The organism is Microbacterium pumilum (assembly GCF_039530225.1).
GTDB classification, from domain to species: domain Bacteria; phylum Actinomycetota; class Actinomycetes; order Actinomycetales; family Microbacteriaceae; genus Microbacterium; species Microbacterium pumilum.
Map to the genome: position 1 here is coordinate 4,257,471 of NZ_BAAAOH010000001.1, position 26,529 is coordinate 4,283,999.

General features: G+C 68.6%; 27 protein-coding genes. 15 read left to right on the forward strand and 12 right to left on the reverse strand.

Annotated features, from left to right (window positions below; translation table 11 throughout):
• Positions 1-3: 3 nt before the first annotated feature.
• The 3 genes from ABD188_RS19215 to ABD188_RS19225 all read right to left on the reverse strand — a co-directional run bounded on the left by ABD188_RS19215 (position 4) and on the right by ABD188_RS19225 (position 1,449).
• The gene (locus tag ABD188_RS19215) at positions 4-102 is read right to left on the reverse strand and encodes a 30S ribosomal protein bS22 (protein ID WP_003792170.1); all 99 of its coding nucleotides are present in this window, start codon (positions 100-102) and stop codon (positions 4-6) included.
• A gap of 80 nt (positions 103-182) precedes the next feature.
• Positions 183-374, reverse strand: coding sequence for an excisionase family DNA-binding protein (locus ABD188_RS19220; protein WP_179439195.1), 192 nt, complete (start codon positions 372-374; stop codon positions 183-185).
• 139 nt (positions 375-513) lie between these two features.
• A complete protein-coding gene (locus tag ABD188_RS19225) occupies positions 514-1,449 on the reverse strand; it encodes a TetR/AcrR family transcriptional regulator (protein WP_344066215.1) in 936 nt (311 codons plus the stop codon).
• A gap of 86 nt (positions 1,450-1,535) precedes the next feature.
• Between ABD188_RS19225 and ABD188_RS19230 the strand changes: the two genes are divergently transcribed.
• From ABD188_RS19230 to ABD188_RS19240, 3 genes are all read left to right on the forward strand, one after another.
• Positions 1,536-2,447, forward strand: a complete 912-nt coding sequence (locus tag ABD188_RS19230; protein ID WP_344066218.1) for an ATP-binding cassette domain-containing protein — start codon at positions 1,536-1,538, stop codon at positions 2,445-2,447.
• Positions 2,444-3,244, forward strand: coding sequence for an ABC transporter permease (locus tag ABD188_RS19235; protein ID WP_344066221.1), 801 nt, complete (start codon positions 2,444-2,446; stop codon positions 3,242-3,244). Before ABD188_RS19230 ends, ABD188_RS19235 begins: the two co-directional genes overlap by 4 nt.
• Before the next feature lie 128 nt (positions 3,245-3,372).
• Positions 3,373-3,780 carry a hypothetical protein gene (locus ABD188_RS19240; RefSeq protein ID WP_344066224.1) on the forward strand — a complete coding sequence of 136 codons (408 nt, stop codon included), beginning with the start codon at positions 3,373-3,375 and terminating at the stop codon, positions 3,778-3,780.
• A 17-nt stretch (positions 3,781-3,797) separates the two neighbouring features.
• Here ABD188_RS19240 and ABD188_RS19245 read toward each other — a convergent pair whose 3' ends face one another.
• Positions 3,798-4,202 carry an ArsR/SmtB family transcription factor gene (locus tag ABD188_RS19245; protein WP_344066227.1) on the reverse strand — a complete coding sequence of 135 codons (405 nt, stop codon included), beginning with the start codon at positions 4,200-4,202 and terminating at the stop codon, positions 3,798-3,800.
• Between the two features lie 77 nt (positions 4,203-4,279).
• Here ABD188_RS19245 and ABD188_RS19250 point away from each other — a divergent pair, with 77 nt between their 5' ends.
• Complete coding sequence (locus ABD188_RS19250) at positions 4,280-5,761, forward strand: TrkH family potassium uptake protein (RefSeq protein WP_344066230.1); 1,482 nt, start codon at positions 4,280-4,282, stop codon at positions 5,759-5,761.
• Positions 5,754-6,425 (forward strand): potassium channel family protein, encoded by a 672-nt coding sequence (locus ABD188_RS19255; RefSeq protein WP_344066233.1) that lies wholly within the window; start codon positions 5,754-5,756, stop codon positions 6,423-6,425. Before ABD188_RS19250 ends, ABD188_RS19255 begins: the two co-directional genes overlap by 8 nt.
• 5 nt (positions 6,426-6,430) lie before the next feature.
• On the opposite strand, the gene proC is transcribed toward ABD188_RS19255, so the two are convergent.
• Entirely contained in the window at positions 6,431-7,276 is an 846-nt protein-coding gene (proC, locus tag ABD188_RS19260; RefSeq protein ID WP_344066236.1) for a pyrroline-5-carboxylate reductase, read from the reverse strand.
• Between the two features lie 181 nt (positions 7,277-7,457).
• Between proC and ABD188_RS19265 the strand changes: the two genes are divergently transcribed.
• From ABD188_RS19265 to ABD188_RS19285, 5 genes are all read left to right on the forward strand, one after another.
• The gene (locus tag ABD188_RS19265) at positions 7,458-7,868 is read left to right on the forward strand and encodes an ArsR/SmtB family transcription factor (protein ID WP_344066239.1); all 411 of its coding nucleotides are present in this window, start codon (positions 7,458-7,460) and stop codon (positions 7,866-7,868) included.
• A gap of 1 nt (position 7,869) precedes the next feature.
• Positions 7,870-8,550 (forward strand): SRPBCC domain-containing protein, encoded by a 681-nt coding sequence (locus ABD188_RS19270; RefSeq protein ID WP_344066242.1) that lies wholly within the window; start codon positions 7,870-7,872, stop codon positions 8,548-8,550.
• A 101-nt stretch (positions 8,551-8,651) separates the two neighbouring features.
• Positions 8,652-9,764 (forward strand): alpha/beta fold hydrolase, encoded by a 1,113-nt coding sequence (locus ABD188_RS19275; protein ID WP_344066245.1) that lies wholly within the window; start codon positions 8,652-8,654, stop codon positions 9,762-9,764.
• A 66-nt stretch (positions 9,765-9,830) separates the two neighbouring features.
• Entirely contained in the window at positions 9,831-10,796 is a 966-nt protein-coding gene (locus tag ABD188_RS19280; protein ID WP_344066248.1) for a cation diffusion facilitator family transporter, read from the forward strand.
• A 15-nt stretch (positions 10,797-10,811) separates the two neighbouring features.
• Entirely contained in the window at positions 10,812-11,741 is a 930-nt protein-coding gene (locus ABD188_RS19285) for an LLM class F420-dependent oxidoreductase (protein WP_344066251.1), read from the forward strand.
• Positions 11,742-11,757: 16 nt separating this feature from the next.
• Here ABD188_RS19285 and ABD188_RS19290 read toward each other — a convergent pair whose 3' ends face one another.
• Positions 11,758-12,189 (reverse strand): nucleoside deaminase, encoded by a 432-nt coding sequence (locus tag ABD188_RS19290; protein WP_344067259.1) that lies wholly within the window; start codon positions 12,187-12,189, stop codon positions 11,758-11,760.
• A gap of 63 nt (positions 12,190-12,252) precedes the next feature.
• Here ABD188_RS19290 and upp point away from each other — a divergent pair, with 63 nt between their 5' ends.
• Complete coding sequence (gene upp, locus ABD188_RS19295) at positions 12,253-12,885, forward strand: uracil phosphoribosyltransferase (RefSeq protein ID WP_344066254.1); 633 nt, start codon at positions 12,253-12,255, stop codon at positions 12,883-12,885.
• Here the strand turns inward: upp and ABD188_RS19300 are convergent.
• From ABD188_RS19300 to ABD188_RS19315, 4 genes are all read right to left on the reverse strand, one after another.
• The gene (locus ABD188_RS19300) at positions 12,870-14,141 is read right to left on the reverse strand and encodes a type III PLP-dependent enzyme (protein ID WP_344066257.1); all 1,272 of its coding nucleotides are present in this window, start codon (positions 14,139-14,141) and stop codon (positions 12,870-12,872) included. The two genes, upp and ABD188_RS19300, sit on opposite strands and share 16 nt — an antisense overlap.
• Positions 14,138-14,665: a hypothetical protein gene (locus tag ABD188_RS19305; RefSeq protein ID WP_344066260.1), complete on the reverse strand. Its 528-nt coding sequence runs from the start codon at positions 14,663-14,665 to the stop codon at positions 14,138-14,140. The genes ABD188_RS19300 and ABD188_RS19305 overlap by 4 nt, the downstream gene beginning before the upstream one ends.
• Before the next feature lie 228 nt (positions 14,666-14,893).
• Positions 14,894-15,214 carry a DUF3467 domain-containing protein gene (locus ABD188_RS19310; protein ID WP_344066263.1) on the reverse strand — a complete coding sequence of 107 codons (321 nt, stop codon included), beginning with the start codon at positions 15,212-15,214 and terminating at the stop codon, positions 14,894-14,896.
• An 80-nt stretch (positions 15,215-15,294) separates the two neighbouring features.
• Positions 15,295-18,846 (reverse strand): TM0106 family RecB-like putative nuclease, encoded by a 3,552-nt coding sequence (locus ABD188_RS19315; RefSeq protein WP_344066266.1) that lies wholly within the window; start codon positions 18,844-18,846, stop codon positions 15,295-15,297.
• A 118-nt stretch (positions 18,847-18,964) separates the two neighbouring features.
• On the opposite strand from ABD188_RS19315, the gene ABD188_RS19320 reads away from it, so the two are divergent.
• The 4 genes from ABD188_RS19320 to ABD188_RS19335 all read left to right on the forward strand — a co-directional run bounded on the left by ABD188_RS19320 (position 18,965) and on the right by ABD188_RS19335 (position 25,289).
• Complete coding sequence (locus ABD188_RS19320) at positions 18,965-21,028, forward strand: NAD(+) synthase (RefSeq protein ID WP_344066269.1); 2,064 nt, start codon at positions 18,965-18,967, stop codon at positions 21,026-21,028.
• A gap of 706 nt (positions 21,029-21,734) precedes the next feature.
• On the forward strand, positions 21,735-23,192 hold the full coding sequence (locus ABD188_RS19325; protein ID WP_344066274.1) for a phytoene desaturase family protein: 1,458 nt from the start codon (positions 21,735-21,737) through the stop codon (positions 23,190-23,192).
• A gap of 10 nt (positions 23,193-23,202) precedes the next feature.
• A complete protein-coding gene (locus tag ABD188_RS19330) occupies positions 23,203-24,735 on the forward strand; it encodes a lipase maturation factor family protein (protein WP_344066277.1) in 1,533 nt (510 codons plus the stop codon).
• Positions 24,732-25,289: a phosphorylase family protein gene (locus ABD188_RS19335; protein ID WP_344066279.1), complete on the forward strand. Its 558-nt coding sequence runs from the start codon at positions 24,732-24,734 to the stop codon at positions 25,287-25,289. The genes ABD188_RS19330 and ABD188_RS19335 overlap by 4 nt, the downstream gene beginning before the upstream one ends.
• Positions 25,290-25,297: 8 nt before the next feature.
• On the opposite strand, the gene ABD188_RS19340 is transcribed toward ABD188_RS19335, so the two are convergent.
• Complete coding sequence (locus ABD188_RS19340) at positions 25,298-25,483, reverse strand: hypothetical protein (RefSeq protein WP_344066282.1); 186 nt, start codon at positions 25,481-25,483, stop codon at positions 25,298-25,300.
• A 47-nt stretch (positions 25,484-25,530) separates the two neighbouring features.
• Positions 25,531-26,400 (reverse strand): GDSL-type esterase/lipase family protein, encoded by an 870-nt coding sequence (locus ABD188_RS19345; protein ID WP_344066284.1) that lies wholly within the window; start codon positions 26,398-26,400, stop codon positions 25,531-25,533.
• Positions 26,401-26,529 lie beyond the last annotated feature (129 nt).

Here is a 26,529-nt window from a genome sequence, read left to right on the forward strand (position 1 = left end):
CCGCTACTTCTTGTTGCGGCGCTGGTGGCGCGTCTTGCGAAGCAGCTTGCGGTGCTTCTTCTTCGCCATGCGCTTGCGGCGCTTCTTGATGACAGAACCCACGGAAAACCTCACAATGTCGGGGTCTGGGCGCGAGGAGATGCGCCCGGGATGGGCAGATGCGGAAAATGCCTCTCGACAGTCTAGCCGACGTCGGCGATGGGCCGATGCAGGGCCTCGGTGACGGCGGACTCGGGGACGCGATAGCTGCGCCCGAACCGCACTGCGGGCAGCTCGCCGGAGTGGACGAGACGATAGACGGTCATCTTCGAGACGCGCATGAGCTCAGCGACCTCTGCGACCGTCAGGAAGCGGACATCCGGCAACTCGGCCATGATTCCTCCAGGATCCCCAGCGGCACGCCACCGCTCGCCGCACGCACAGCGCGGGAGACGTGCTGGGGCCTACTTTAGGACCTCTCCGCAACGCATGTAAACCCGTGTGGCCCGTGTGAACGCTGGGACAGTCGATGCGTCACGCTCCGGTGCGAGCTCGACGGACCCGCTCCCGCGCATCGCGCGCCGCGATGCGCTCCAGTTTGCGGGCGTCGCGCAGCGACTTCTCGGCCTCGCGCACGGCCTTCCTGGCCTCGCGGAACCGCTTGTCGCCGGCGATCTCCGCACCGTCGTCGGCGCCCCACGGGCGGGGCTGATCGTGCCTTCCCGCTGCGGCACGGGGCAAGTAGGCCTGGATCCCGTCCAACCCGCGTTCCAGACCGAAGGTGAACGGGTCGGACGTGCTGAGGAACACCCCGTCATCGATCGCGGCGCGCAGTGCGGGGTATGCCTCGGCGGTGATGAGCCGCCGGAACAGCGCATCCTCGCGGCGGGATATCTCGTCGTCAGCCATGTGCTCGTCGCGGGCGATCCGCGCGTACGACGCCAGGATCGACCCGCACCAGCGAGCTTGGCCCGTGATGAAGAGCATGATCGAGAGCCGCTCGGGCTGCGAGAGCGGAGTGTCGGCCAGCGCCGCGAGCCCGGCATCCATCCAGGCCGCGCTGTTCGGGGTCGTGGGCGATCCGTTGATCTGGATGTCGAGCATCCATGAGTGCTCCACATACATCTGCACCATGGCGCGGTACAGCGCCTCGAGCTGACCGCGCCAACCCTGTACCTCGCGCACGTGCTCCGGCGGGAGGCCGGTCGCCTCTTCCTGCATCAGCAGGATGAGGTCGTCCTTCGCCGTGACATATCGGTACAGCGACATCGGGGTGTAGCCGAGGCGCGCGGCGACGGCAGCCATCGAGACGGCGCCGAGGCCTTCGGCATCCGCCAGCTCGACCGCGGCATCGACGATCGACTCGACGCTCATCTCGCGCTTGGGACCTCGCTGCGGGTCCGCCGCGATTCCCCAGGCCAGGGCGATGCCCCGTGGCAGATCGGGGTCGCCGGCGCCGGTGTCATCCATGGCCCCATCCTAGGACTGTTTATTACGTAAACAGTGTGTTACCGTCATAAACAGTTTCACCTGTACACAGAAGAAGGGACGTCCAGATGACATCACCCACGGCGCAGTCCGCCATCCTCGTCCGTGGCCTTCGAAAGGCATTCGGACGCCAGGTCGTGCTCGACGGTCTCGGTCTCGAGGTCGCACCGGGCGAGGTCTTCGCGCTCCTCGGCCCCAACGGCGCCGGCAAGACCACGACGATCAATGTGCTGACGACCCTCGTCCGGCCGGACGAGGGTGAGGCGATCGTCGCCGGCATCGATGTCGTGAAAGACCCGGATCGGGTAAAGCAGCGGATCAGTCTGACCGGTCAGTCCGCCGCCGTCGATGACGTGCTGAGCGGCATCGAGAACCTCATGATGCTGGGCCGGCTTTCTGGCCTCACGCGCTCCGCCGCGAGAACGCGGGCACTCGACCTGCTCGACCGCTTCGATCTGGTGGATGCCGCCACCAAGCGCGTCTCCGCCTATTCCGGCGGCATGCGGCGCCGGCTCGACCTGGCGCTGAGCTTCGTCGTCGCCCCCGAGATCCTCTTCCTCGACGAGCCGACCACGGGACTCGACACCCGCAGCCGTCGCGAGCTGTGGGACGTCATCCGGTCACTCGCCGACGCGGGCACCACGGTGTTCCTCACCACGCAGTACCTCGAGGAGGCCGACCATCTCGCCGATCGTGTCGCGGTGCTCGACGGGGGACGTGTCGTCGCGGTGGGCACCGCCGCGCAGCTGAAGGCCCGGATCGGCGGAGACGCCATCGAGCTGCGCGACGAGCACGGCGACCTGCTTCGCGACGTGCCGACCGACGGCACGGTGTCGGACATCCGGCGCGCTCTCGACGTGCTCGACGAGTCCGGCGCAGAAGGGGTCGTGACCCTGCGGCGACCGACCCTCGACGACGTGTTCCTCGCTCTCACCTCGCCCGAGGCGCGCCGCGCCGAGCCCCTCAAGGAGATCGCATGACCACTCTCGCGCCGGCGGTGCCCGGCATCCGTCCTCGCATTTCAGGCCTCACCGCCGAAGGCGTCTTCGTGACGCGCAGCCTCCGTCACTCGCTGCGCGACGGCGAATCGCTGAGCATGTCGATCATGCTGCCGGTGATGCTCATGCTGCTGTTCACGTTCGTGTTCGGCGGCGCGATCGACCCCTCGGGCGGCTATGTGAACTACGTCGTGCCCGGCATCATCCTGCTGTGCGCCGGCTTCGGCGCCGCGACGACTGCGGTCTACGTTTCCCGTGACATGCAGGCGGGCATCATCGACCGGTTCCGCACGATGCCGCTCCGACCGAGCTCCGTGCTCACTGGTCACGTGGTGGCCAGCCTGCTGCGAAACCTCATCGCGACCGGGGTCGTCATCGCGGTGGCGCTGCTGGTCGGCTTCCGACCCACCGCAGGGCTGTGGGGCTGGCTCGGCGCCATCGGGATCATCGCGCTGTACATCCTTGCCATCACGTACCTGTTCGCAGCGATCGGCCTCGCCGCACAGAGCCCCGAGGGCGCCAGCGGGTACGGGTTCATCATCCTTTTCATCCCCTACCTCTCGAGTGCGTTCGTACCGGTCGAGTCGATGCCGACGTGGTTGCAGTGGTTCGCCGACAATCAGCCCATCACGCCGATCATCGAGACCATCCGGGCACTTCTCATGGGAACGGCGATGGAAGGCGCAGGGCTCTGGGCGATCGGGTGGTGCGTCGCGATCCTCGCGATCGCGTTCGCGTGGGGCGCGTGGCTGTTCCGCAAGAAGGCCGGCCGGCGTTGAGATTCGAAGCGCCGCCGGGAGCGCATGGCCCCCGGCGGTGTGTGCCGCAGGATTCATGATTCGAAATTCCCAGCAGATCCATAACTCCAGCTGGTCGATCACATAGGTGGCAGGCGCCTAATGCAGACATGGCGACCACTGACCAGCCGCAGGTGCCCGTTCCCGGGCAGCAGCCCTCGGCAGCATCCCTCCCCACCCCGAGCGGCGAAGCGGCGCCGGCCGGTCCTCCGGCTCCGCGTCGTCACGTCGGCGTGATCGTCGGTTCGATCGTCGGCGGTCTGCTGCTGCTCGCGATCGCCTTCGGCGCCGGTGGTCTGGCGGGCGGCGTCATCGGGTGGACGCTCGGCACGCACCACGGGGGCGGCTTCGTCATCGACGAACGCGGCTGGCCCGGCCAGGATGAGCGCGGCTGGCAACAGGACGGCGACGGGCAGATGCAACGCGAACCGGGGCAGCCGCGCGAGCGGCACGACCGATTCGAGCAGGATGGCGGGCGCGACGATCTGCCGGTGCCGGTGCCCTCACCGACCTCCTGAGCCGTCGGCCGTCGGACTCAGCGCCCGGGCAGCTTCTTCAGCGCGCTGGTGACGGCGTACTTCGCGGATGCCGCGGCCCGGCCGACCACGTCGGCGGCGTGCGCTGCCGACTCCGTCAACGACGAGGCGGCCAGCTCGGCGCCTGACTCGTCGCCGAGGAACGGCACAAGCCAGTCGTCGACCTCGTCGAGCGGAGCCGCCGACAGGCTGTAGTAGCGGTGCTGGCCGTCTTCTCGCACCGACACGAGATGTGCGTCGCGCAGCACCTTGAGATGTTTTGAGACGGTGGGCTGGCTGGCACCGAGCTCTTGCACGATGTGCGAGACGCTCGTTCCGCGCTCGCCTCCGTCGGCGCGATCGAGCAGGAGTCGCAGGATGTCGCGACGGGTGCCGTCCGCGATCACGTCGAAGATGTCCGCCATGTGCTCAGATTAGTCGCGCGCCCCGCGGAGTACCATGATGGGCGTTCAGCCAATCGGCCGGAGTAGAGAGGACGCGCATGTCGGAAGGCAAGCGCGGCGCCGGCACCCGGTCCCGGCAGAAGGCGTTCGATGGTCTGCCGAGCGGCCCGTACATCGCCCGCAACCGAGTGAGCCGCACGTTCGACCGGTTCCGGAACCTCACGACGTCCTCACCGGCGCGGTTCGCCGTTCTCGTGTTCGGCTCGCTGGTTCTCGTGTTCACCGCACTGCTCTCACTGCCGGCCGCAACCACGAGCGGCAAGTCTGCGCCACTCGCAGATGCGGTGTTCACCGCGGTGTCGACCATCTGCGTGACCGGGCTCTCCACTGTGGATGTGGCGACGTACTTCTCTTTGTTCGGCAAGGTGATCATCTTCGTCGGAGTCAACATCGGCGGAATGGGCGTCCTGACGCTCGCCTCGATCCTGGGGCTCGTGATCTCCAAACGTCTCGGCCTGCGGGCGAAGCTCATCGCGGCGAGCGACACCAACCCGCTCCGCAGCCACGGTGGTCCTGTGAACGAAGGCCAGACGGTCCGCCTGGGCGAAGTCGGCCAGCTGCTGCGCACCGTGGCCATCTCGACGCTGCTCATCGAGGCGCTCGTGGCTCTCGCGCTGTTCCCCGCCCTCATCCTGGCGGGGATCTCCCCTCTCGACGCGCTCTGGGAGGCGCCGTTCTACGCGGCGATGGCCTTCACGAACACGGGATTCACCCCGAACCCCGGCGGGCTCGTGCCTTTCACGGACGACTTCTTCCTGCTGACCGTGCTCATGGCCGGTGTCTTCCTCGGCAGCATCGGCTTTCCGGTGATCTACGCCCTCTGGAAGCACCAGTGGCACGTGCGGCGCTGGTCGCTTCACGCCAAGCTGACCATCATCACGACCGTCCTGCTCTTCGTCGCTGGAGCCGTGGCGTTCCTCGCGCTCGAGCACAGCAACCCCAAGACGTTCGGTGCGATGCCCGCGTGGGACACGACTTTCCAAGCGTTCTTCCTCTCCGCGATGACGCGGTCGGGCGGGTTCGCCGTCGTCGACATCGGCGATCTCTACGGCTCGTCGCTGATCGTCGGCTGCATGCTCATGTTCGTCGGAGGCGGCTCGGCATCCACGGCCGGCGGCATCAAGGTGACGACGCTCGCGATCCTCGCCCTCGCGGTGTGGTCGGAGGCCAAGGGCCGCCGTTCGGTCGAGGTCTTCGGTCGCCGCATCCCGAGCGACGTGCAGCGCGTCGGCCTCTCGGTCGTCGCGTGGGGCGCCACGATCGTCGCGCTCTCGACCATCGTGGTCGCCCAGATCAGCCAGGCGGATGTCGGTGACGTGCTGTTCGACGTCATCTCCGCGTTCGGCACGGTGGGGCTGTCGACCGGCGTGACGGCGGAACTCCCCGACCCGGCCGTTTACGTCATGGCCTTGACGATCTTCATGGGCCGCGTTGGTACAGTGACACTCGCCGCGGCGGTGGCCGCGACATCCCGTTCGCAGCTCTACTCGCTGCCGGTGGAGAGGCCGATCGTTGGTTGAGCGCATCAGGGGCGACGCGCCCGTTCTCGTCATCGGCTTGGGTCGCTTCGGAGCAGCGTGCGCCGGCGAGCTCGACCGCCTCGACCGCGACGTGCTCGCCATCGACGACAACCTCGAGCTCGTGCAGAAGTGGTCCGAGCGCGTCACCCATGCCGTGCAGGCGGATGCCCGCCAGATCGAGGCGCTGCAGCAGGTCGGTGCCTCCGACTTCCAGGTGGCGGTGGTGGCGGTCGGCTCGTCGATCGAGGCATCCGTCCTCATCACCGCGAACCTCGTCGATCTGAAGGTGCCGCAGATCTGGGCGAAAGCCGTGTCGCAGTCGCACGGCAAGATCCTCTCCCGGGTCGGCGCGAACCACGTGATCTACCCCGAGCGCGAGGCGGGCGAGCGTGTCGCGCATCTCGTGAGCGGGCGGATGCTGGACTTCATCCGGTTCGACGACGATTTCGTGCTCGCGAAGATGTACCCGCCGAAGTTCATCCGCGGCGTAGGGCTCAACGAGTCGGGCGTCCGGTCGAAGTACAACGTGACGGTCGTCGGGGTGAAGAGTCCTGGCAAGCCGTTCCGCTACGCCGAGGCGAACACCGTGGTGACGAACCACGACCTGATCATCGTGTCGGGCACGAACTCCGACATCGAGCGGTTCGCGGCGCTCGACAGGTAAGGCTCCTACGCCCCCGCGGCCAGTTCGCGCGCACGGGCGAGGGCGGCATCCGTCGCCTCGGCGAACACGCCGTCGAGGTGGGCCGCCTGCAGCACGGCGACCGCGCGCTCGGTGGTTCCCTTGGGGCTCGTGACCCGCCGGCGGAGCTCCGCAGGCTCCTCGCCGGAGGCCTCGAGGAGGGCCGCGGCGCCGATGAAGGTCTGCTCGGCCATTATTCGCGCCTCGGGCTCCGAGAACCCCTTGCCCAGCGCGGCCTCGGTCAGCGCCTCGATGAGAAGGAAGACGTACGCGGGCCCGGAGCCCGAGATCGTCGAGAGAGCGTCGATCTGAGACTCGGGCAGCTCGACCACGCTGCCGACGGTCTCGAACAGGCGGCGGACGAGCGCGACGTCCGTCTCTGAGGCCTGAGTGCCCGCCGCGAGTCCGGTCACCGCTTTGCCCACGAGCGCGGGGGTGTTGGGCATCGCGCGAAGCACCGCGACATCCGAACCGAGAATCGACTCGAACGTCTCGATCGTGACGCCCGCCGCGAGGCTCACGACGATCGCACCGGGCGCGAGGTGCGGTGCGATTTCTCGAAGAAGGTCCGGGACCATGGCTGGTTTGACGCCCACGAGAATGATCGATGCGGATGCCGCTGCCTCGGCGTTCGCCGTGGGCCGCTGCTCGAGTGCGACGGTCGTGACACCCTCCAGCTCGGCGAGCTGCGCGGCCTTGGCCCCGGTGCGATTCGTCGCGGTCACTCCCTCGCCGGCGAGACCGGAGCGAACGAGGCCTTGGAGGATTGCGCCGCCCATCGATCCGGCACCGAGGATCGCGATGGGTGGGAGGGAAGTCTCGTCGGAAGCCATTCGGCCATCCTACGAGCGCAGGGCGCGCCGGCCGTCGGTACGGGCCGAGTCTCCCGCAGCCATTGCTCTTGGGAGGCTTCGTGGTCCTCGGGGTCGCCCGTCGTCGGCGCATCAGCGCGACCTGACAGCCTGGTTATAAGTGCGTCTTGACTTATATAAGTGTCAACGCAATGATTGAACCGTGCACGCGCTCGACATCCTCGGAGACCCGGTCCGCCGGCGCATCCTCGAGTTGCTCGCGAACGGCGAGCTGAGCGCAGGCGAGATCGGCGAGATCGTGCACCGCGAGTTCGGCATCTCGCAGCCAGCGGTGTCGCAGCATCTGAGGGTGCTGCGCGAGGCGGGATTCACGACGGTGCGCCCCGTCGGCACCCGCCGCCTCTACGCGGTCGACCCCGCACCGCTCGAGGCGGCGGACGCGTGGTTCGATCCTTTCCGCCGGTTCTGGACGCCGCACCTCGACGCCCTCGGCACCGAACTCGCCCGCGGGCGTCGCGCCCGTCGACGCGAAGAACAGAGCGAGTCGGATGCCGCGGCATCCGACTCGGAGAAGCAGCCCGACCTCATCCCCGACGACGAAGAGGAGACCTGACATGGTCGATGTGAATGCCCAGATCCAGGCCGTGACGCGCGGCGTGCAGACCACCGAGGTCGACGGCGAGCCGGCCCGCATGCAGACGGTGGAGCAGACCTACCCCTCCCCGATCGACGACGTGTGGGACTCCGTCACCTCCGCCGAGCGGATCCCCCGTTGGTTCCTGCCGGTGTCGGGTGACCTGCGCCTCGGCGGGCACTACCAGCTCGAGGGCAACGCCGGCGGAGTGGTCGAGGAGTGCGTGCCGCCGAATGCCGGCACCGCGAGGTACCGGATCACCTGGACGTACGGCGGCGGTGGCGACACCTGGGTCACGGTCCGGCTCACCGAGATCTCCGAACAGGAGACGCTCCTCGAGCTCGAACACGTCGCCAAGGTCGCCGACGTGCCCGACGAGCTGTGGGCGCAGTTCGGTCCGTCGGCCACCGGAATCGGGTGGGACTCCGGCTTCCTCGGTCTCGCACTCCATCTCGGCAGCGCCGCGGATGGGCCGACGCCCGAAGAGGGGGCCGCATGGATGCTGAGCGATGAGGGCAAGCAGTTCGCGCGCGGATCGGCCGACGCATGGGCGGCCGCGCAGGTCGAGGACGGCACCGCCGCCGACGTCGCCGCACGCGCTGCCGAGGCCACCTACCTCATGTACACGGGGCAGTCCGGCAGCGCGATGCCGGAGAGCTGAGCCGGCGCGATCGGGCGACCAAGAGATCGGCCAACCGCGGGGATATAGTCGAGGAGCCAGAGGGCGCTGCCGCCCCGGCGTCGACAGCGAAGGACCCGACTATGACCCTCTTCGACGGCATCACCGCCCGCATCGTCGAGACACCTCGGCTGGCGGTGAACGTCCTCGAGCGCGTGACCGACGATCCTGCGACGCCACCCGAGCGCACCGTCGTCCTGGTGCATGGGAACGTCTCGTCGTCGCTGTTCTGGCAGGAGCTGATGCAGGACCTCCCCACCGATCTCAGGGTGATCGCGGTCGACCTCCGCGGCTACGGCGGCACCGAGCACGCCCCGATCGACGCGACGCGCGGGGTCCGCGACTTCAGCGATGACGTGTACGCCACACTCCAGCAGCTCGGCATCCCGACCGCGCACTTCGTGGGCTGGTCGATGGGCGGCGGTGTCGTCATGCAGTATGCGCTGGATCACCCGACGTTGAGCCTCACGCTCGAATCGCCGATATCGCCCTACGGGTTCGGCGGCACCAGGCGCGACGGCTCACGGCTGACCGATGACGACGCGGGGAGCGGCGGCGGCGTGGCCAATGTCGAACTCGTCGAACGACTGATACGACACGATACGACCGACGAGGCGCAGACCTCGCCTCGCAGTGTGTTCCGCTCGGGCTACGTCGCCTCGGGCTTCACCACCGAGCATGAGGACCTCTACGTCGAGTCGATGCTCTCGACATCCACCGCCACCGGCAACTACCCCGGCGACTCGGTGTCCAGTGAGAACTGGCCGGGCATGGCGGCGGGGACGATCGGTGTTCTCAACACCATGGTGCCCCGCTATTTCGATGTGTCGGGCATCGTCGACCTCGCTGAGAAGCCCGATGTGCTGTGGATCCGCGGAGCGCTCGACCCGATCGTGTCGGACACCTCCTTCTACGACTACAACTATCTCGGCCAGCTGGGGATCGTTCCCGGTTGGCCCGGGGCGGACATCGCCCCGCCGCAGGAGATGGTGTCGCAGATGCGCGACGTGCTGGACGCCTACCGCGCGGCGGGCGGCGACGTCACCGAGATCACCCTCGAGGACACCGGACACACTCCTCACCTCGAGCGCCCGGCGCAGTTCCGCCACGCACTGCTGGAGGTGATCGGGTATGTCGGGCACCCCCACGAGCCGGCTCCCCCCACCGAGGCCATCATCATCAAGTCGTCCGACTGATCGAAAAGGGTGGGGCGGGCTGCCCGCGTGTGCTGAGCGGGTCGAAGCATCCATAGACTCGATGCCATGAGTGCATCGGGCGGCAACAGGGCCATCATCGCGGCGTTCCTGGCGAACATGGGCATCGCACTGGCGAAGTTCATCGCGTGGGCCCTCTCCGGTTCCGCGTCGATGCTCGCCGAGGCGATCCACTCCGTCGCAGACAGCGGCAACCAGCTGCTGCTCCTGCTCGGTGGCCGCCGGGCGAAGCGCAGGGCCGACCGTGAGCATCCGTTCGGCTACGGCCGCGAGCGCTATGTCTACGCGTTCGTCGTCTCGATCATCCTGTTCTCGGTCGGTGGCCTGTTCTCGATCTACGAAGGCGTCGAGAAGATCACCCATCCCCACGAACTCGAGAACCTCTGGATCCCGATCAGCGTCCTGCTGATCGCAATCGTCCTCGAATCTTTCTCGTTGCGCACCGCGGTCAAGGAGAGCAATCACATCCGCACGAAAGGCCAGTCCTGGGTGTCGTTCGTCCGCCATGCCAAGGCGCCCGAGCTGCCGGTCGTGCTGCTCGAAGACGTCGGCGCGCTCATCGGCCTCGTTTTCGCACTGCTGGGCGTCAGCCTCTCGGCTATCACCCACAACCCGGTGTTCGATGCGATCGGCACCCTGATGATCGGCACGCTGCTGATCGTCATCGCCATCGTGCTCGGCATCGAGACGAAGAGCCTGCTCGTCGGAGAGGGCGCGACCGACACCGATTACGCCAACATCGTGGACGTCATCAATGCCGCGCCTGACGTCGTCAAGCTCATCCACATCAAGACCCTCTATCTCGGGCCGGACGAGCTTCTCGTCGCGGCCAAGCTCGGCTTCTCGGGTGACCGTCCGCTCGCCGCCGTCGCGAGCGACATCGACGCCATCGAAGGTCAGATCCGCGCGGCCGTGCCGACCGCACGGGTGATCTATCTCGAGCCCGACATCTACCGCCCGGGCGATGATCCCGCGCCCTCGACCGAGGAGTTCGTCATCCGCTCGCTCGACTGAGGACAACCGGGTCACATGCAGTACTGTCTCTTCACCGAGCCCCAGCAAGGGGCGAGCTACGACGACCAGCTCGCCTTCGCGCAGGCGGGAGAGCGAGTCGGCTTCGATGGGTTCTTCCGATCCGACCACTACCTTCGCGGGTCTGACGGCGATCCCCTGCCGGGGCCGACAGATGCGTGGACGACCCTCGCCGGTCTCGCGCGTGAGACGTCGCGCATCCGGCTCGGCACGCTGGTGTCTTCGGTCACGTTCCGGATGCCGGGAGTCCTCGCGATCCAGGTGGCGCAGGTGGATGCGATGTCAGGCGGCCGCGTCGAACTGGGGCTCGGAGCCGGGTGGTTCGAGCGCGAGCACACCGCCTACGGCATCCCGTTCCCGGCCAAGCGGTTCGATCTGCTCGAAGAACAGCTCGAGCTCATCACGGGCCTGTGGTCGACTCCCGTCCACGAGACGTACACGTTCGCCGGGGCCCACTACTCGCTGGACGACGCTCCGGCCCTTCCGAAGCCGGTCCAGGCGCGGGTGCCGGTGATCGTCGGCGGCAACGGGCCGCGCCGCACGCCTGACCTGGCGGCGCGGTTCGCGACCGAGTTCAACATCGGCTTTCCGCCGGTCGACGACATCCCGAACCGGATCGCACGCGTCCAGGCGGCGTGCGAGCGCATCGGACGCGATCCCGCGTCGCTGTCGCTGTCGCTCGCGATGTCGACGTTCGCGGGCGCCGACGACGCCGAGGTGGAAAGACGCGCAGCCCGCGCCGGACGAACGCTGGAGCAGGTCCGCGACGGCGTCAACATCGCCGGCGGCCCTGATGAGATCGCCGAGCGGATGTCGCGGTACGCATCGCTCGGCATCGACCGCGTGTACCTCCAGCTGTTGGATCTGCAGGATGTCGACCACGTCGAGTACCTCGGCACCGAGGTGCTCCCCCTCCTGCCCCGCTGACGCGTCGATCGGGGGATCAGCGGCGGGACTCGAAGAAGTCCTGCAACAGGCGGGCTGCTTCCTCCGCGCGCACCCCTGCGACGACCTCGGCACGGTACGGCAGCCGGCGATCGCGCACGACGTCGTACACCGACCCGGCCGCGCCGGCCTTGTCGTCCCATGCGCCGAACACGAGCCGCGAGACGCGTGCCTGCAGCAGGGCCCCCGCGCACATCAGACACGGCTCCAGCGTGACGATGAGGCTGCACTCCTCGAGATTCCACGAGCCGATGGATGCCGCGGCCTCCCGCATCGCGACGACCTCGGCGTGCGCGAGGGGATCGTGCGTCAGCTCGCGCAGGTTGCGCCCTTCGCCGATCACCGTGCCCGCGCCATCCGTCACGACCGCGCCCACCGGCACATCGCCGGCGACACCGGCTTCGGCGGCGAGCGCCAGCGCCCGGTCCATCGCGGCGAGGTCGGCGGGGTCCGTCAGCACACCATGAGACTACGTCCCGGCTAACCTGTGCGTATGCGCCTGCACGTCGCCGATCATCCACTCATCACCCACAAGCTCACCGTGCTCCGCGACGAACGCACGCCGTCGCCCGTGTTCCGGCAATTGACCGAGGAGCTCGTGACGCTGCTCGCGTACGAGGCGACGCGAAACGTCCGCGTCGAACCCGTCGACATCCGAACGCCCGTCACGGCGACCACCGGGCTCAAGATCAGCGAGCCGCGGCCCCTCGTCGTGCCGATCCTGCGCGCCGGGCTCGGGATGCTCGAGGGCATGGTGAAGCTCATCCCGACCGCCGAAGTCGGGTTCCTCGGGATGGTTCGCAACGAGGAGACTCTCGAGCCGTCGACTTATGCCGAGCGGCTGCCCGACGATCTGAGCGACCGGCAGTGCTTCATCCTCGATCCGATGCTGGCGACCGGCGGCTCGCTCGGCGCGGCCATCGAGTTCCTCTTCAAGCGCGGAGCCCAGGACGTCACGGCGATCTGCCTGCTCGGCGCGCCCGAGGGCGTGGCCGCGATCGACGAGCAGGTGGCCGACCGCGACGTCACGCTCGTGCTCGGCGCTCTCGACGAGCGGCTCAACGAGAAGGGCTATATCGTGCCCGGACTCGGCGACGCCGGTGACCGGCTTTACGGCACGGTCTGACGAACCGCCCCCGCGGGCACTGCGGCGACCTCGCCGGTCGTCATGCCGTGACCCACGACAGCGACAGGTGTAAGCGGGCGGCCGTTGAAGCGCGTGGCAGTCACCGTCGTGTACGCGCCCATGACCGGGCTCACCACGAGATCACCCACGACGAGTTCGGGAAGCAGCGCCTCGCGGGCGACCACATCCGTGGAGTCGCATGTGGGGCCGCCCAGCGTCGCCCAGCGGTGACTGTCGGAATCCGTGTCGCGACCGCGCAGGTCTCGCTCGGCGAACACGAGCGGATGCACGTTCTCGGTGAGCACGTTCGAATATGAGCCGTACAGCCCGTCGTCGAGGTAATACCACCGACCGTCGGCACGCTCCGCGACGCCGACCACGCTCGTCACGAGGGTCATCGCCTCGGCGACGAGGACACGGCCGGGCTCGGCGATGATGTCGAGACGCCGGGCATGCGGCTCGAGCACGGGACGCAGCGCGGCGGCGACCTGCTCGACCGTGGCGACCGGCGATTCGTACGAAACCGGAAAGCCTCCCCCGATGTCGAGGATGTCGAACCGTACGCCCAACCGCTTCTCGAGTTCGGCCATGAGTGCGAGAGTCTCGGCGGTCGCATCCGCGAAACGCTGCGGGTCGTCGAGCTGGCTGCCGACGTGGAAGCTGAAACCCGCGATCCGGATGCCGCGCCGCAGGCCGCGCTCGACCAGATGAGCCGCCTCGAACGCCCCCACGCCGAACTTGCTCGACAGATCACTCTTGGCGTGCGGGCTCCGATACGCCAGGCGCACCAGGATGCGGACGTCGGACGGTGCGTTCACGAACTTGTCGAGCTCGGTGTCGTTGTCGACCACGAATGTGCGCACTCCGGCGGCGATGGCTTCTTCGATCTCCGAAGCCTTCTTGACGGGGTGGGTGTGGATGACGCGGCCCGCGTCGACTCCGCGGCCCAGGACCAGGGCGAGCTCGTCGCCGGTTGCCACGTCGAAACCACAGCCGGCGTCGGCGAGGACATTGACGACGGCGTCGTGCGACAGCGCCTTGACCGCGTAGTGGAATCGGACGAACGGGAGAGCGTTGCGCAGCCGTCGGTACTGACGCCTCACCCGTTCGGGGTCGAGCAGCAGCAGCGGTGTGCCATGGACCGCGATGGCCGCCCGTGCCGCATCGGTCGCGAGGAGCGCGGAGGTCTCGGCCTTGCGCAGGCCGAGCAGGGAGCGCAGGGATCGCAGGTCGGCGCGCGGTGTCGCATCGGTCATGTCGCACGCTCCTCGCTCTTGCGGCCGTCGCGCAGCCCGGCCTTGTCGGTGAGGGTGAACGCGCCGGCGGCGATCGCGTAGAACACGATGTCGGCGACGATCTTGCCGGCGAGCAGTCCCCACACCGGGTCGGGCAGCAGCCAGACGCCGAGCATCATCGCGGCGGGCCGGATCAGCAGAGTGTCGAGCAGCTCGGCCGCGCCGAACTCGGCGACCAGCAGCATGCCGCTGCGGCCGATGGCCGACCGGCGCGTCGGTGACACCTGCGCCTGCTCGGCGTAGATCGTCACGGCGAGCACCGCGTAGAAGCCGACGATCTCACCCAGGAGTCCCGCGATCGCGACGACCGCGGGGTTGTCGGTCCAGATGGTCACCGCGAGGCCGGCGACGATCATGGCCGCGGTGCCGACGATCTCGGCGGGAAGGTAGCGGACGATCCAGAACAGGATGCCGCGCCGGCGCGAACGCACAGCGAAGGCTTCGGGGTCCGTCTCGCCGGACGCGTCGTTCTCGATGGCGGTCATGTCGCACTTCCCTTCCCCGTGAGAGAGGGAAGGGCGCGCGCGCTGATACGCGAACGTGAGTCGGGTGACCTGACGCGGAGGTGGCGCCTTACAGGAGGGGCGGCATCCGCCCCTCGCCGAACGGATACCACCCCGCGCCTGTAAGACGCTCCGTAAGGTTACGTTGCGAGCGAGAAGAGCCCAACGGGGTTGACACTGCGCTCTGCTTTGTCTAGCGCGCCGGCACCATCAATCGGGCAGCAGCGGATCGATCGGGGCGCGGCGCCCGGTCTCCTGCTCCCAGAATTCGAGCTGTTGCGTGAGGGCTTTGGCAAGCTCGAAGACCTGCTCCGGCGGAATGCGGATGCGGCTCACGACCCGCGCGGGGACGACCGTGTGCACCTCGCCGGTCTCGGCATCCACCTGCTCTCTCGGCGGCTGAGCGAGCGTCAGAAAGTCCATCACGAACACATTGGGCGTGTGCCACACGTTGGCGAAGTCTGCGTATGCGCCACCGATGAGGTCAGGCGGCAGATCGATCTCGAACTGCCGGGGCGGCTCCTCGGGCATGCGGCACCTCCTGGGTCGACCGTGCCGCGAGTCTACGCGGGCCGAACGCGGTTGCGGGGGCGCTAGGGGCGCTGCGGCGATCAGCCACGCCCGACGAGACGAGCGAATCCGCTCAGACGCGCGACGCCCTCGGGCGTGCGCGGCAGGTCGTCGAGGAGCCCAGGCGAATGCACGAGGTAGGCGGTGTGCTTCGCCCGCGAGATCGCGACGTTGAGCCGGTTGCGCAGCAGCAGGAATTCGAGCCCGCGCGGCGCGTCGCGTCCCGACGACGCTGCGAGCGACACGATCGCGACCGCCGCCTCCTGGCCCTGGAACTTGTCGACGGTGCCGACCGGCACGTCGGGGAATCCGGCGGCCGCGAGGGCCGCTTCGACCGTCACCTGCTGGGCGTTGTACGGCGTCACCACGATGAGATCGCGCTGCCCGAGCGGACGCGCCGGAACTCGCGTGGTCTCGCCGTCGTCACCGATCGAGATGTCGGACCACGCACGGCCGATGACGTCGCGGACGACCTCGACCACGACGGCGGCCTCTTCGGCGGACTGTGTCGCGTTGCCGTGATGGCGAACCGCGATCGCGTGCACACCGGGCGCGACTCCCTCGAGTGCGCGCAGGGCGGTCGACGGGTGAGCCGCGAGCTCGCCCTCGTACGACAGCCGCGACACCGGCTCGGCGACTGCGGGGTGCATGCGCCACGTGCGAGCCAGGAAATAGCCGAAATCCAGCGGGATGACGTCGGCCCCGTCCATCACCCAGCCGAGGGCCGACGTGTCGACGGGCTCGGGGTGGGTGCCCTGGCTCACCTGCGGGAGCTGCTGCGGATCGCCGAGAAGCAGCAGCCGCGGTGACGCGAGCGATACCGCAATCGTCGAGGCGAGCGAGAACTGACCCGCCTCATCGATCACGAGAAGGTCAAGGCTGCCGCGCGGAATCCGGCCCTCGTGGCTGAAGTCCCACGCCGTGCCGCCGACCACGAAGCCTGAGTCGGCATGCTCGGCGGTGAACTCCGCCATGCCGTTCTTGGTGATGGCTGTGAACGAGAGGTCGGCGGCGGCCGACTTCGGCGCCTTCGCCACCAGTTCGCGTGGGACCCCCGACGCGACGATGCGGTCGAGCATGTTCTCGACAACGGCGTGCGACTGAGCCACGATGCCGACCTTGTACGCCCGCTCTCGGATGAGTCGGGCGATCACGTGGGACCCGACGTACGTCTTGCCCGTGCCCGGGGGTCCTTGCACGGCGAGGTAGCTGCGGTCGAGGTCGACGACCGCATTGACGATCGCGTCGACGTCGTCGCCGGTGGATGCCGGCAGTGCGCCTGAGAGCGTGCGCGGCGGCCGGCGGCGCAGGATATCGGTTGCCGGATCTTCGGGCAGACCCGGGGCCTCGGCTATGGCCGCATCGGCCCAGGCGTCGATGGCGACCTGCTGGTTGAGCGCCCGAGGAGGCGACGGCGGGGTCAGCGCGATGGGCAGCTCATCCCAGGTCTCGCCCTGGATCGCGCGCTCCTCGATGAGCGCGCCGTCGTCGAGCACCTCGAGGACCTGGACCTGATGGTGGGCATGGATCCAGCGGGGCGATGCGTCGAATGGAAAGGTCACCGGCAGGTCGTACAGCGCGAAGGGGTCAGAGCCTTCGCTCAGTCGCGTGCCCGGCGCCAGCTCGCCCCGCAGCTCGAGAATGCGGCTCTCGCTGCGGTTGCCCTCGGCGCGGCGCCAGTCCTCGACCACGACGCATCGCTGCGAGTCGAGAGCCACGACATCGCGCGTCTCTTCCCACAGCGATACCGGCTCGCGCAGCCGCAGGAAGTGCGTGGCCCAGAAGCTCTTCGCCTCTCTCGGGTAGTAGTCGATCGCGGCGGCGCCCAGTCGCAGCGACTGGGCATCGGCCGAATCCGCGGGGTGCGCCAAGGCCAGCGACTCGAGGGTGAGCGCGCGCACCGACGGCTCGTATGCGCCCTCGCCGGGTTCGGGATTCGGCGACGGACGCAGACCCGCGTCGCGCGCACGATCGACGAGCCAGTCGCGAAGGCGGCGGGTCGAGACGCAGTCGTACCGGTTGTAGTCGGCGAGGTCGTCGAGGATGCCCCGCGCCTCGTCGGCGCGGCCGTCCTCGGCGAGAGCCCGCGCTTCCACATACCGGACGATGGAGTCGTCACCCTTCTGCACGTCGCTGGTGCGCACCTCGGCGCCCATGTACAGCGGCTCGAGCTTCTTGATCGAGTAGGAGCGTGATCCCACCCGCAGTGCCCGCCGGACGATCGGGTACAGGTCGACGAACACCCCGTCGCGCAGCAGCCGATCGACGTCGGCCTCGCGCACGCCGTGCCGGGCGGCCATCGCCAGCAGATGCGACGGCTCGTACGGCGCGTAGTGGTAGATGTGCATGCCGGGGAACTGCAGGCGTCTGAGATTCACGATGTCGAGGAAGCTCTCGAGCGCCCGCTTCTCGTCGGCGAACGTGTGCGCCCACAGCGCGGTGTACTGCTCGCGGTCGTCGACCCAGCCGAACAGGTAGTCGATCCCCCATTGCGCCGTGCCGTCGAGCACTGTCGGCACAGGCTCGGTGTGGAGCGGGTCGCCCTCGAAGTCGAAGAACATGTCGCCCCGGTCGGGACGCGGCAGCGCCATGAGCGTCGTCGGTGCGACGACTTCGTACGTGGGTACGGGCGCCTCTCTCACGGGCGCGCCCTCGTCGCCGTCGTGGTGAGCGGGGAAGAGTGCCGGCGTTCCGGCTGGGCTCTCGAGCTGCAGGCGTGCCTGCGTGCGCAGCATGACGAACGTGTCGGGATTCATTCCCGCCGGCCCGATCTCGGTCGCTGCCAGCGAATCGATCGTGTGGATGCCCGCACCCCGCAGGCGCTCACGCTGCACCGGCCGCATCCCGGCCACCAGCAGGAGGTCTCGGGACGCGACGACCTCGGCGTCGCATGTGGCGCAGCGCCCGCACGCGATCACGTCGAGCTCGCCGCGCGGATCGCCCCACGCGATGGCCGCGCCGCCGGAGCCGAGGTCGAGCCGACGATCGGCGATGAGTGCGGCGAGTCGCTCACGACGCAGGCGGAACACCGGAAGGAGGTCATCGACGGCATGCGCACTGACGCTGCCGTCGCCGAGGAGGAGTTCGACGCGCTGTGAACGCTCAGCGCCGAGCCGATCGAGCTGGTCGACGTATGCCGCGAGCTGCATCAGCGCGGTGACGCGGGCGTGCCGTGCGAGCTTCGTGTCCTGCACGATCCAGCGCCCGTCTTCATCCCTGACGAGGAAGTCGGCGAAGCCGACGAAATCACGAGTCGAGAACGCGGCCTGGTAGATCACATCCGCATCGGACGCGAGCGCCGCAGCGGTGCGCTCCACCGCATCGGCCAGCCCTGCGGCATCCGACGACCTCACCTCAGGAATCTGGACGACGCCTTCGCCGTACCGCTCCAGGTACTCGGCGAGCACGCGCCGCTCGTGCGCCATCCCGAGTCGGCCCGCGCGCTCCAGCGTGAGATCCTCCGGATCTTCGACCGCGGGAACGCGATCGAGCCGGGCGTCGATCGCGCGCAACCAGGCGAACTCGCACTCTGCTGCGGCTTTGAGGTCGCTCGCACTCCACACGATCCGGCCGTCTTCAGGTATGTAGCGCATGCCTCCCCTTCCTGCACGACACTACCCACGACGTGCGACACCGCCGGTGCACGCCGCCACCCGCGGGCGGGCCGCGATCGCCCTCCCCGGACCGACATCCACCTGCCAGACTGAGACGATGAGCACAGCCCTCCCCTTCGAGAGCGCATACCGGCACGGATTCGCACGCATCGCGGCGTGCACCATACCGATCGCCATCGCCGACCCGGTCGCCAACGTCGACGCCGTGCTCACGACAGCGCAGGAGTGCTCCGATGATGCCGTCGCCGTCGCGGTCTTCCCAGAGCTCTGCCTGACGGGCTATTCGATCGATGATCTGGTGATGCAGGATGCCGTCCTCGACGCCGTCGAGATCGCCATCGGACGGCTGGTCGTGGCATCCGCCGATCTCTTCCCGCTGCTCGTCGTCGGCGCCCCGCTGCGCAACGGCAACCGCATCTACAACTGCGCGGTCGTGATCCATCGGGGTGAACTGCTGGGCGTCGCACCCAAGTCGTACCTCCCGACCTACCGCGAGTTCTACGAGCGGCGCTGGTACGCCCCGGGCGACGACCAGGGCGGACGCGACATCCGGGTCGGCGATCTGGAAGCGCCGTTCGGTCCCGACCTGATCTTCGAGGCTCTGGATGTCGCGGGTCTCGTCGTCCACGCCGAGGTGTGCGAGGACGTATGGGTGCCGATCCCGCCGTCATCGCAAGCGGCACTCGCCGGCGCCACCGTGCTGGTGAACCTGAGTGGAAGCCCGATCACGATCGCTCGCGCCGAGGACCGCAAGGACCTCTGCCAGTCGCAGTCGCTGCGCTGCCTCGCCGCCTACGCGTATGCCGCCGCGGGCATGGGCGAGTCGACGAACGACCTCTCGTGGGACGGGCAGACGATGGTCTACGAAGGCGGTGCGCTGCTCGCCGAAACGGAGCGCTTCCCCGATGGCCCGCGCCGATCGGTGGCGGATGTCGACCTCGACCGCCTTCGCCAGGATCGCCTCCGCCAGGGGACGTTCGACGACAACCGCCGCACGTACGACCCGCGGTTCCGCACCGTGCACTTCGAGCTCGACCCGCCGGCGCGGGACGTCGGGCTGCGCCGCACGCTCGACCGCTTCCCGTTCGTGCCCGACGACCCCGACCGACTGGCGCTCGACTGCTACGAGGCGTTCAACATCCAGGTGTCGGGGCTGGTCCAGCGCATGGAGGCGATCGGCCGGCCCAAGGCGGTGATCGGCGTGAGCGGCGGGCTCGACTCCACCCACGCACTGCTGGTGGTGGCTCGGGCCATGGACCGCATGGGCCGACCGCGGAGCGACATCCTCGCCTACACGATGCCGGGCTTCGCGACGACCGAGCGCACCAAATCCAACGCGATCGCACTCGCCGAGGCGGTGGGCGCGTCGATCGAGACGATCGACATCCGCCCTACCGCGACGCAGCTGTTCGAGGGGATCGGGCACCCGTACAGCGATGGACACCCTGTCTACGACATAACCTTCGAGAACGTGCAGGCGGGTGTCCGCACCGACTTCCTCTTCCGGCTGGCCAATCAGCACGGCGGAATGGTCATCGGCACGTCCGACCTGTCGGAGCTCGCACTCGGTTGGGCGACCTACGGCGTGGGCGACCACATGAGCCACTACGCCGTCAATTCCGGCGTGCCCAAGACCCTCATCCAGCACGTCATCCGGTGGGTGATCTCGCACCGCGAGGGGGTCGACGACGCGGAAGCGGCCGTGCTGCAGTCGGTGCTCGACACCGAGATCACTCCCGAGCTCGTGCCGACGGGTCAGGACGGCCGCCAAGCCGAGTCGACCGAGGACCGCGTCGGCCCGTACGCTCTGCACGACTTCGCTCTCTTCCACGTGCTGCGCTACGGGTACCGCCCCTCGAAGATCGCCTACCTCGCGTCCCACGCCTGGGCCGACAAGGATGCCGGGGCATGGCCACCTGGATTCCCCGACGACGACCACTACTCGTACGACCTGCCCACGGTCGTGAAGTGGCTGCAGGTCTTCCTGCGCAGGTACTTCGCGTTCGCCCAGTTCAAGCGATCTGCGATTCCGAACGGCCCGAAGGTGGCGGCCGCGGGTTCGCTCTCGCCGCGAGGCGACTGGCGGGCACCCTCCGACGGGAATGCGCGGGTCTGGCTCGCCGAGCTGAAGGCCGCTCTGCCCGAACACGTCGAGGACTGACCGCGGTCCGGGTTTCGCAGGTTCCGGATGCGGGGATCCTGCGTTACCTGGACCCGGCACGCACCGACTTGCGCTCGCTGTTCGGGGCGGTCCGGGTTTCGCAGGTTCCGGATGCGGGGATCCTGCGTTTCCCGGACCCCGTCCCGGCCCGCTCCGACTTGCGCTCGCTGTTCGGGGCGGTCCGGGTTTCGCAGGTTCCGGATGCGGGGATCCTGCGTTACCCGGACCCGGACCCGGACCGGCCCGCACCGACATGCGCTCGCTGTTCGGGGCGGTCCGGGTTCGCAGGTGCCGGATGCGGGGATCCTGCGTTTCCCGGACCCGGACCCGGCCCGCACCGACACGCGCTCGCTGTTCGGGGCGGTCCGGGTTTCGCAGGTTCCGGATGCGGGGATCCTGCGTTACCCGGACCCGGCCCGCTCCGACGCGCTCGCTGTTCGGGGCGGTCCGGGTTTCGCAGGTTCCGGATGCGGGGATCCTGCGTTACCCGGACCCGGCCCGCACCGACACGCGCTCGCTGCTCGGGGCGGTCCGGGTTTCGCAGGTTCCGGATGCGGGGATCCTGCGTTTCCCGGACCCGGGCGGCCAAGGTCTGGGCGGATGGTGTCAGAGTCCTCGAGGACCGGGTCAAGGCCGAAAGTGTCGGAAACCTGCGGGCTCGACGAAGAGGGGCAGGTCGACGGCACCCCGGTGGCAGGATGGGGCCATGGCACGACAGGCGACGATCGTCGGCAGCGGACCCAACGGGCTCGTCGCGGCGGTCGCGCTCGCCCGAGCGGGGTACGACGTCCGGGTCATCGAGGCGGCGGACACGCTCGGGGGCGGTGTGCGGTCGGCGGAGCTCACTCTGCCGGGCTTCCTCCACGACGTGGGCTCCGCGGTTCATCCCGCAGCCCTGAGCTCGCCCTTCTTCCGCGCCTTCGGCCTCCGCGAGCGCATCGACTGGATCTCACCCGAGATCTCCTACGCGCAGCCGCTGGACGGTGCACGCGCGGCGATCGCGTGGCGCGATCTCGACCGGACCGCCGACGGCCTCGGCCGCGATGCCCGTGCCTGGCGCGCCGTCATCCGTCCGCTGAGCACCCATCTCCAATCGCTGGTGGACTTCACCGGATCCCAGCTGCTCCGCGTTCCGCGGCATCCCGTCACGACGCTCCGGTTCGGACTGCGGGCACTGCAGCTCGGTTCAGGCCTCGGCCGGTCGACCTTCGCGACAGAAGAGGCCGACGCACTGCTGACCGGTGTGCTGGCTCATGCCAACACCCCATTGCCGTCCGTGGGCGGCGCGGCTTCCGGGCTGTTCCTCGCCGCGCACGCCCACGCCGGGGACGGCTGGGCGTATCCGCGGGGTGGCGCTCAGCGCATCGCGGACGCCCTTCTCGATGACCTCCGCTCGCACGGCGGCGGAGCCGAGGCGGGGAATCGGGTCAACTCGCTGGCTGACCTCGACTGGGGTGATCCGGATGCCGGCGACCTGCTGCTGCTCGACACCTCGCCGCGGCTCATGCTCACGCACCCCGACCTGCCGGCGTCGTATGCACGGGCGGTCCGTCGCTACCGATACGGACCCGCTGCCGCCAAGGTCGACTTCGCACTCGACGGACCGATCCCCTGGGCTCACCCGGATGTCGCCCGCTCCCCCACGGTGCACCTCGGCGGCACGCGGGCCGAGGTCGAGGCCAGCGAGAACGCCGTCGCGCGAGGGACTGTGAGCGATCATCCGTACGTGCTGACGGTGCAGCCGTCCGTGTTCGACCCCACGCGGGCGCCCGCGGGTCGGCATGTGCTGTGGGCGTACATGCACGTGCCGGCGAATTCGACGCTCGATGCGACCGAGCACATCACCCGGCAGGTGGAGCGGTTCGCGCCAGGGTTCCGCGACCGCATCCTCGCATCGCGTGCGATGACCGCTGCGCAGCGCGAGGCGTTCAATCCTTCGGACATCGGGGGCGACATCCTGGCCGGCGCATTCACGTTCACGCAGGCGATCCGGCGTCCGGTGATCTCTCCGACTCCGTGGCGCACCCCGCTTCGGGGCATCTACCTCGCGTCCGCGGCCACACCCCCTGGTCCCGGTGTGACCGGCATGGCCGGCTGGTATGCGGCACGACAGGCGCTCCGCGACACGGCGGACGTGTGCGTGGAACCTCCCGACCTCTTCTGAGCCTCACGACATGGACGGGTTCGCGGCGGTCGACTTCGAGTTCGCCAGACAGGTGCTGCAGCGTGGCATCGCCGCGCTCTACATCGTCGCCTTCACCTCGACCCTCAACCAGTTCCGCCCGCTGCTCGGCGAGCACGGACTCCTGCCCGCTCGCGAGCTGCTGGACTGGGCTCAGACCACGAAGCGAGTGGGCCTGCGGCTGCGCCCCACCCTGTTCCGGTACATCCGGTACACCGACCGGCGCCTGGTCACGCTGTGCTGGGCAGGCATCGTGGTCAGCGCGGCGCTCGTGCTCGGCATCCCGCAGCTCGGCGCGCCGTGGATCGCGATGCTGTGCTTCCTCGCGCTGTGGCTCGCCTACATGTCGATCGTCAGCATCGGGCAGACCTTCTACGGGTTCGGGTGGGAGATGCTGCTGCTCGAGGCGGGATTCCTCGCGGCGTTCCTCGGCTCCGATTCGCAGCCGCCGACGACCGTCGTCGTCGTGCTGTTCTGGTGGCTGGTGTTCCGGCTCGAGTTCGGCGCCGGCATGATCAAGATCCGCGGCGGGCGGGAGTGGCGCGATCTCACCGCGCTCACCTATCACCACGAGACCCAGCCCATGCCCGGTCCACTCAGCCGTCAGGCTCACCTGCTTCCCCGTTGGTTCCACAAGCTGGAGGTGGTGGGGAACCACTTCGCGCAGCTGGTCGTGCCGTGGTTCCTGTTCGCTCCGCTTCTCGGGCTCTGGGTGCCGGGGCCGGTCCCGGCCATGGTCGGAGCTGTGGCCGCCGCCATCGTCATCGCCACCCAGCTGTGGCTCGTCGCCACCGGCAACTTCGCGTGGCTGAACTGGGCGACGATCGTGCTCGCGGTGTCGGCCATCGGACTGCCCGCCCTTGCACAGGCTCGGGGACCGGTCGCTGAGCCTGTCGAAGCGCCGCCGTGGCTGATCGACGACATCCCGCTGCCCTGGCTGATCGTGACGAGCGCGGTCGGCGCCCTCTACGTTGTGCTCAGCTGGTGGCCGGCACGCAATCTCGCCGCGCGCCGCCAGCTCATGAATGCGAGCTTCAACCGCTGGCAGCTCGCGAATGCGTACGGCGCCTTCGGCACAGTCACGAAGGAGCGGATCGAGATCGTCGTCGAAGCCACCATGGATGAGAATCCGGATGCGGCCACGTGGCATGAGTACGGTTTCAAGGGCAAGCCCGGTGAGCTGAACCGCATCCCGCGGCAGTTCGCGCCCTACCATCTGCGGTTGGACTGGCTCATGTGGTTCCTGCCGCTCGGCCGCTCACTCGACGACTGGTTCACAGCCTTCCTGGTGAAGCTGCTCCAAGCCGACCCCTCGATGCTGCGGCTGCTCGCTCATGATCCGTTCGACGGTGCACGGCCCGCATGGATCCGGGCCGTCTCGTACCGCTACAGGTTCACCACGCGCCAGCAGCTGCGCGTGAGCCACGCACGATGGGTGCGGGACCGGCGCCGCGCAGTGCTCGGGCCGCTTCGATTGCGGGGAGTGAGCCCCCGAGACATCCGCCCTGGGACAATGGACCGGTGAAGCTTCTCGTAGCGGCCCTCGACGCCGAACTCGTCGCCTTTCCGGATGATCTTCCGGGCTTCGACCGGCTCGTGACAGGGCCCGGCAAGCTCCAGGCCGCGTACGCCCTGACTCGCGCTCTGGGTGCCGCCGCATACGACGAGATCGTGGTGGTGGGCACCGCCGGCGCCATCGATCCTCGCCTCGAGGCGGAGGTCTACGACGTCAGCGCGGCGATCCAGCACGACGTCACCGACATCGACGGCATCGTCGGCCAGCACGTGTCGTTGCCGCCGCGCGTCGAGTTCGCGATTGACGGCGTCACGATCGCGACTGGCGACCATTTCGTCGACGACGCCGAGGCCGTTGCCGTGATCCGCCCCCTCGGCGCCGGGCTCGTCGACATGGAGACATACGCGTATGCCTGGGTCGCGGCGCAGTTCGACACCCCGATCCGGGTGCTGAAGTCCGTCTCGGACCGCGCCCAGGACGACGCGCTCACCGACTGGCGTACCACGGTCGAGGCATGCAGTGCGCAGCTGCGCGAGCGATTCCGCGTCGAGTACGGCGTCTGAGGCGAAGGTCAGGCGTCATCGTCGCTGCGCGCGAACACGCTGCGCAGGATGACGAACACGATCGGCGCGACGATCAGCACGACGACGAGCTTGCCGATGAACCACAGCAGCGAGAACACCACATTGACGAGCACCCAGGCGATCACGATCGCCACGATGACGCCGACGACGGTCCAGACGGTGCTCTTGTTCACGAAACCAGCCTAAGCGCACGCCCTGCCGGGGCGGTCCACGGCTGTGGCTACGGCTGGGCGACCCACTGCGTCATCGGCCAGGTCTTGGCTGCGAGCGTCGCCTGTCCGCTGATCGAGGGGTGGAAGTAGTCGCGGGTGGAGATGTCGGACCGCACGAATTGGTAGCCGGCCACGACTCCCCCGTCGTACCGGCAGGTCACGATCGGCGCGCACAGTTGGACGAGTGCGGCGTTGTACTCGTTCACGCGCGTCTGCACGGCCGCGCGGCGCTGAACGTCGGCTGCCTTCGTGCTCGTCGGGTTGACGAGCATCGACTGGCAGAGTCCCAGCAGACCCCACGTCAACCGGGCGCTGATGTTCGACTTGTTGACCTCGTACAGCCTCTGCAGGCTCGGGATGCTCGCGATGAAGATCTGCGGCGCACTGGAGCTCGCGGTGAGCGTGGCGAGGGCGGCTTGGACGTTCGCCTTGAAGGTCGCGGTCGGCGTCATCGCCGATACCGTCCTCGTGCAGGCGTCGTTGGCGCCGATCTCGATCGTCACGTACTGCGCGGCCTGCGCAGTCGAAACCGCCTTCTGCGCCTGGCTGTTCAGCAGGGCCGACTTCGCGGTGCTGACGGCGTCGTTGTATCCGACGATCGACGTCGCCCCCGCAGCTCTGAGCCGCAGGAGATGCGAGTTCACGGCGGTCGACGACCCGGTCGACCAGCTGTTCACGGGGCAGCCGACGAGGCTGCTGCAGGTCATGAGCGCCTGCGAGATGGAGTCGCCGAGCGCCGCCATGCGAACGACGGATGCGGCGGGCAGAGCAGGGGTGGCGGCACTCGCCGCGGCAGTCCCTGTCGCCGCGCCGGCGATCACGAAGACAGCGGCGGCGACGGAGGCGAGGATGCGGCGCACCCGAACGGTCATTCGCATGGGAGAACTCCTGACGAGATGATGCGGAGCGCACGGTAGGACGAGGCCGGATGTAGGACCTCCGGGCGATTCGGCTCCCAGAACCGACCTTGGGCGAACGGTACACCCGTGTATCGGGCGCGGCAATGG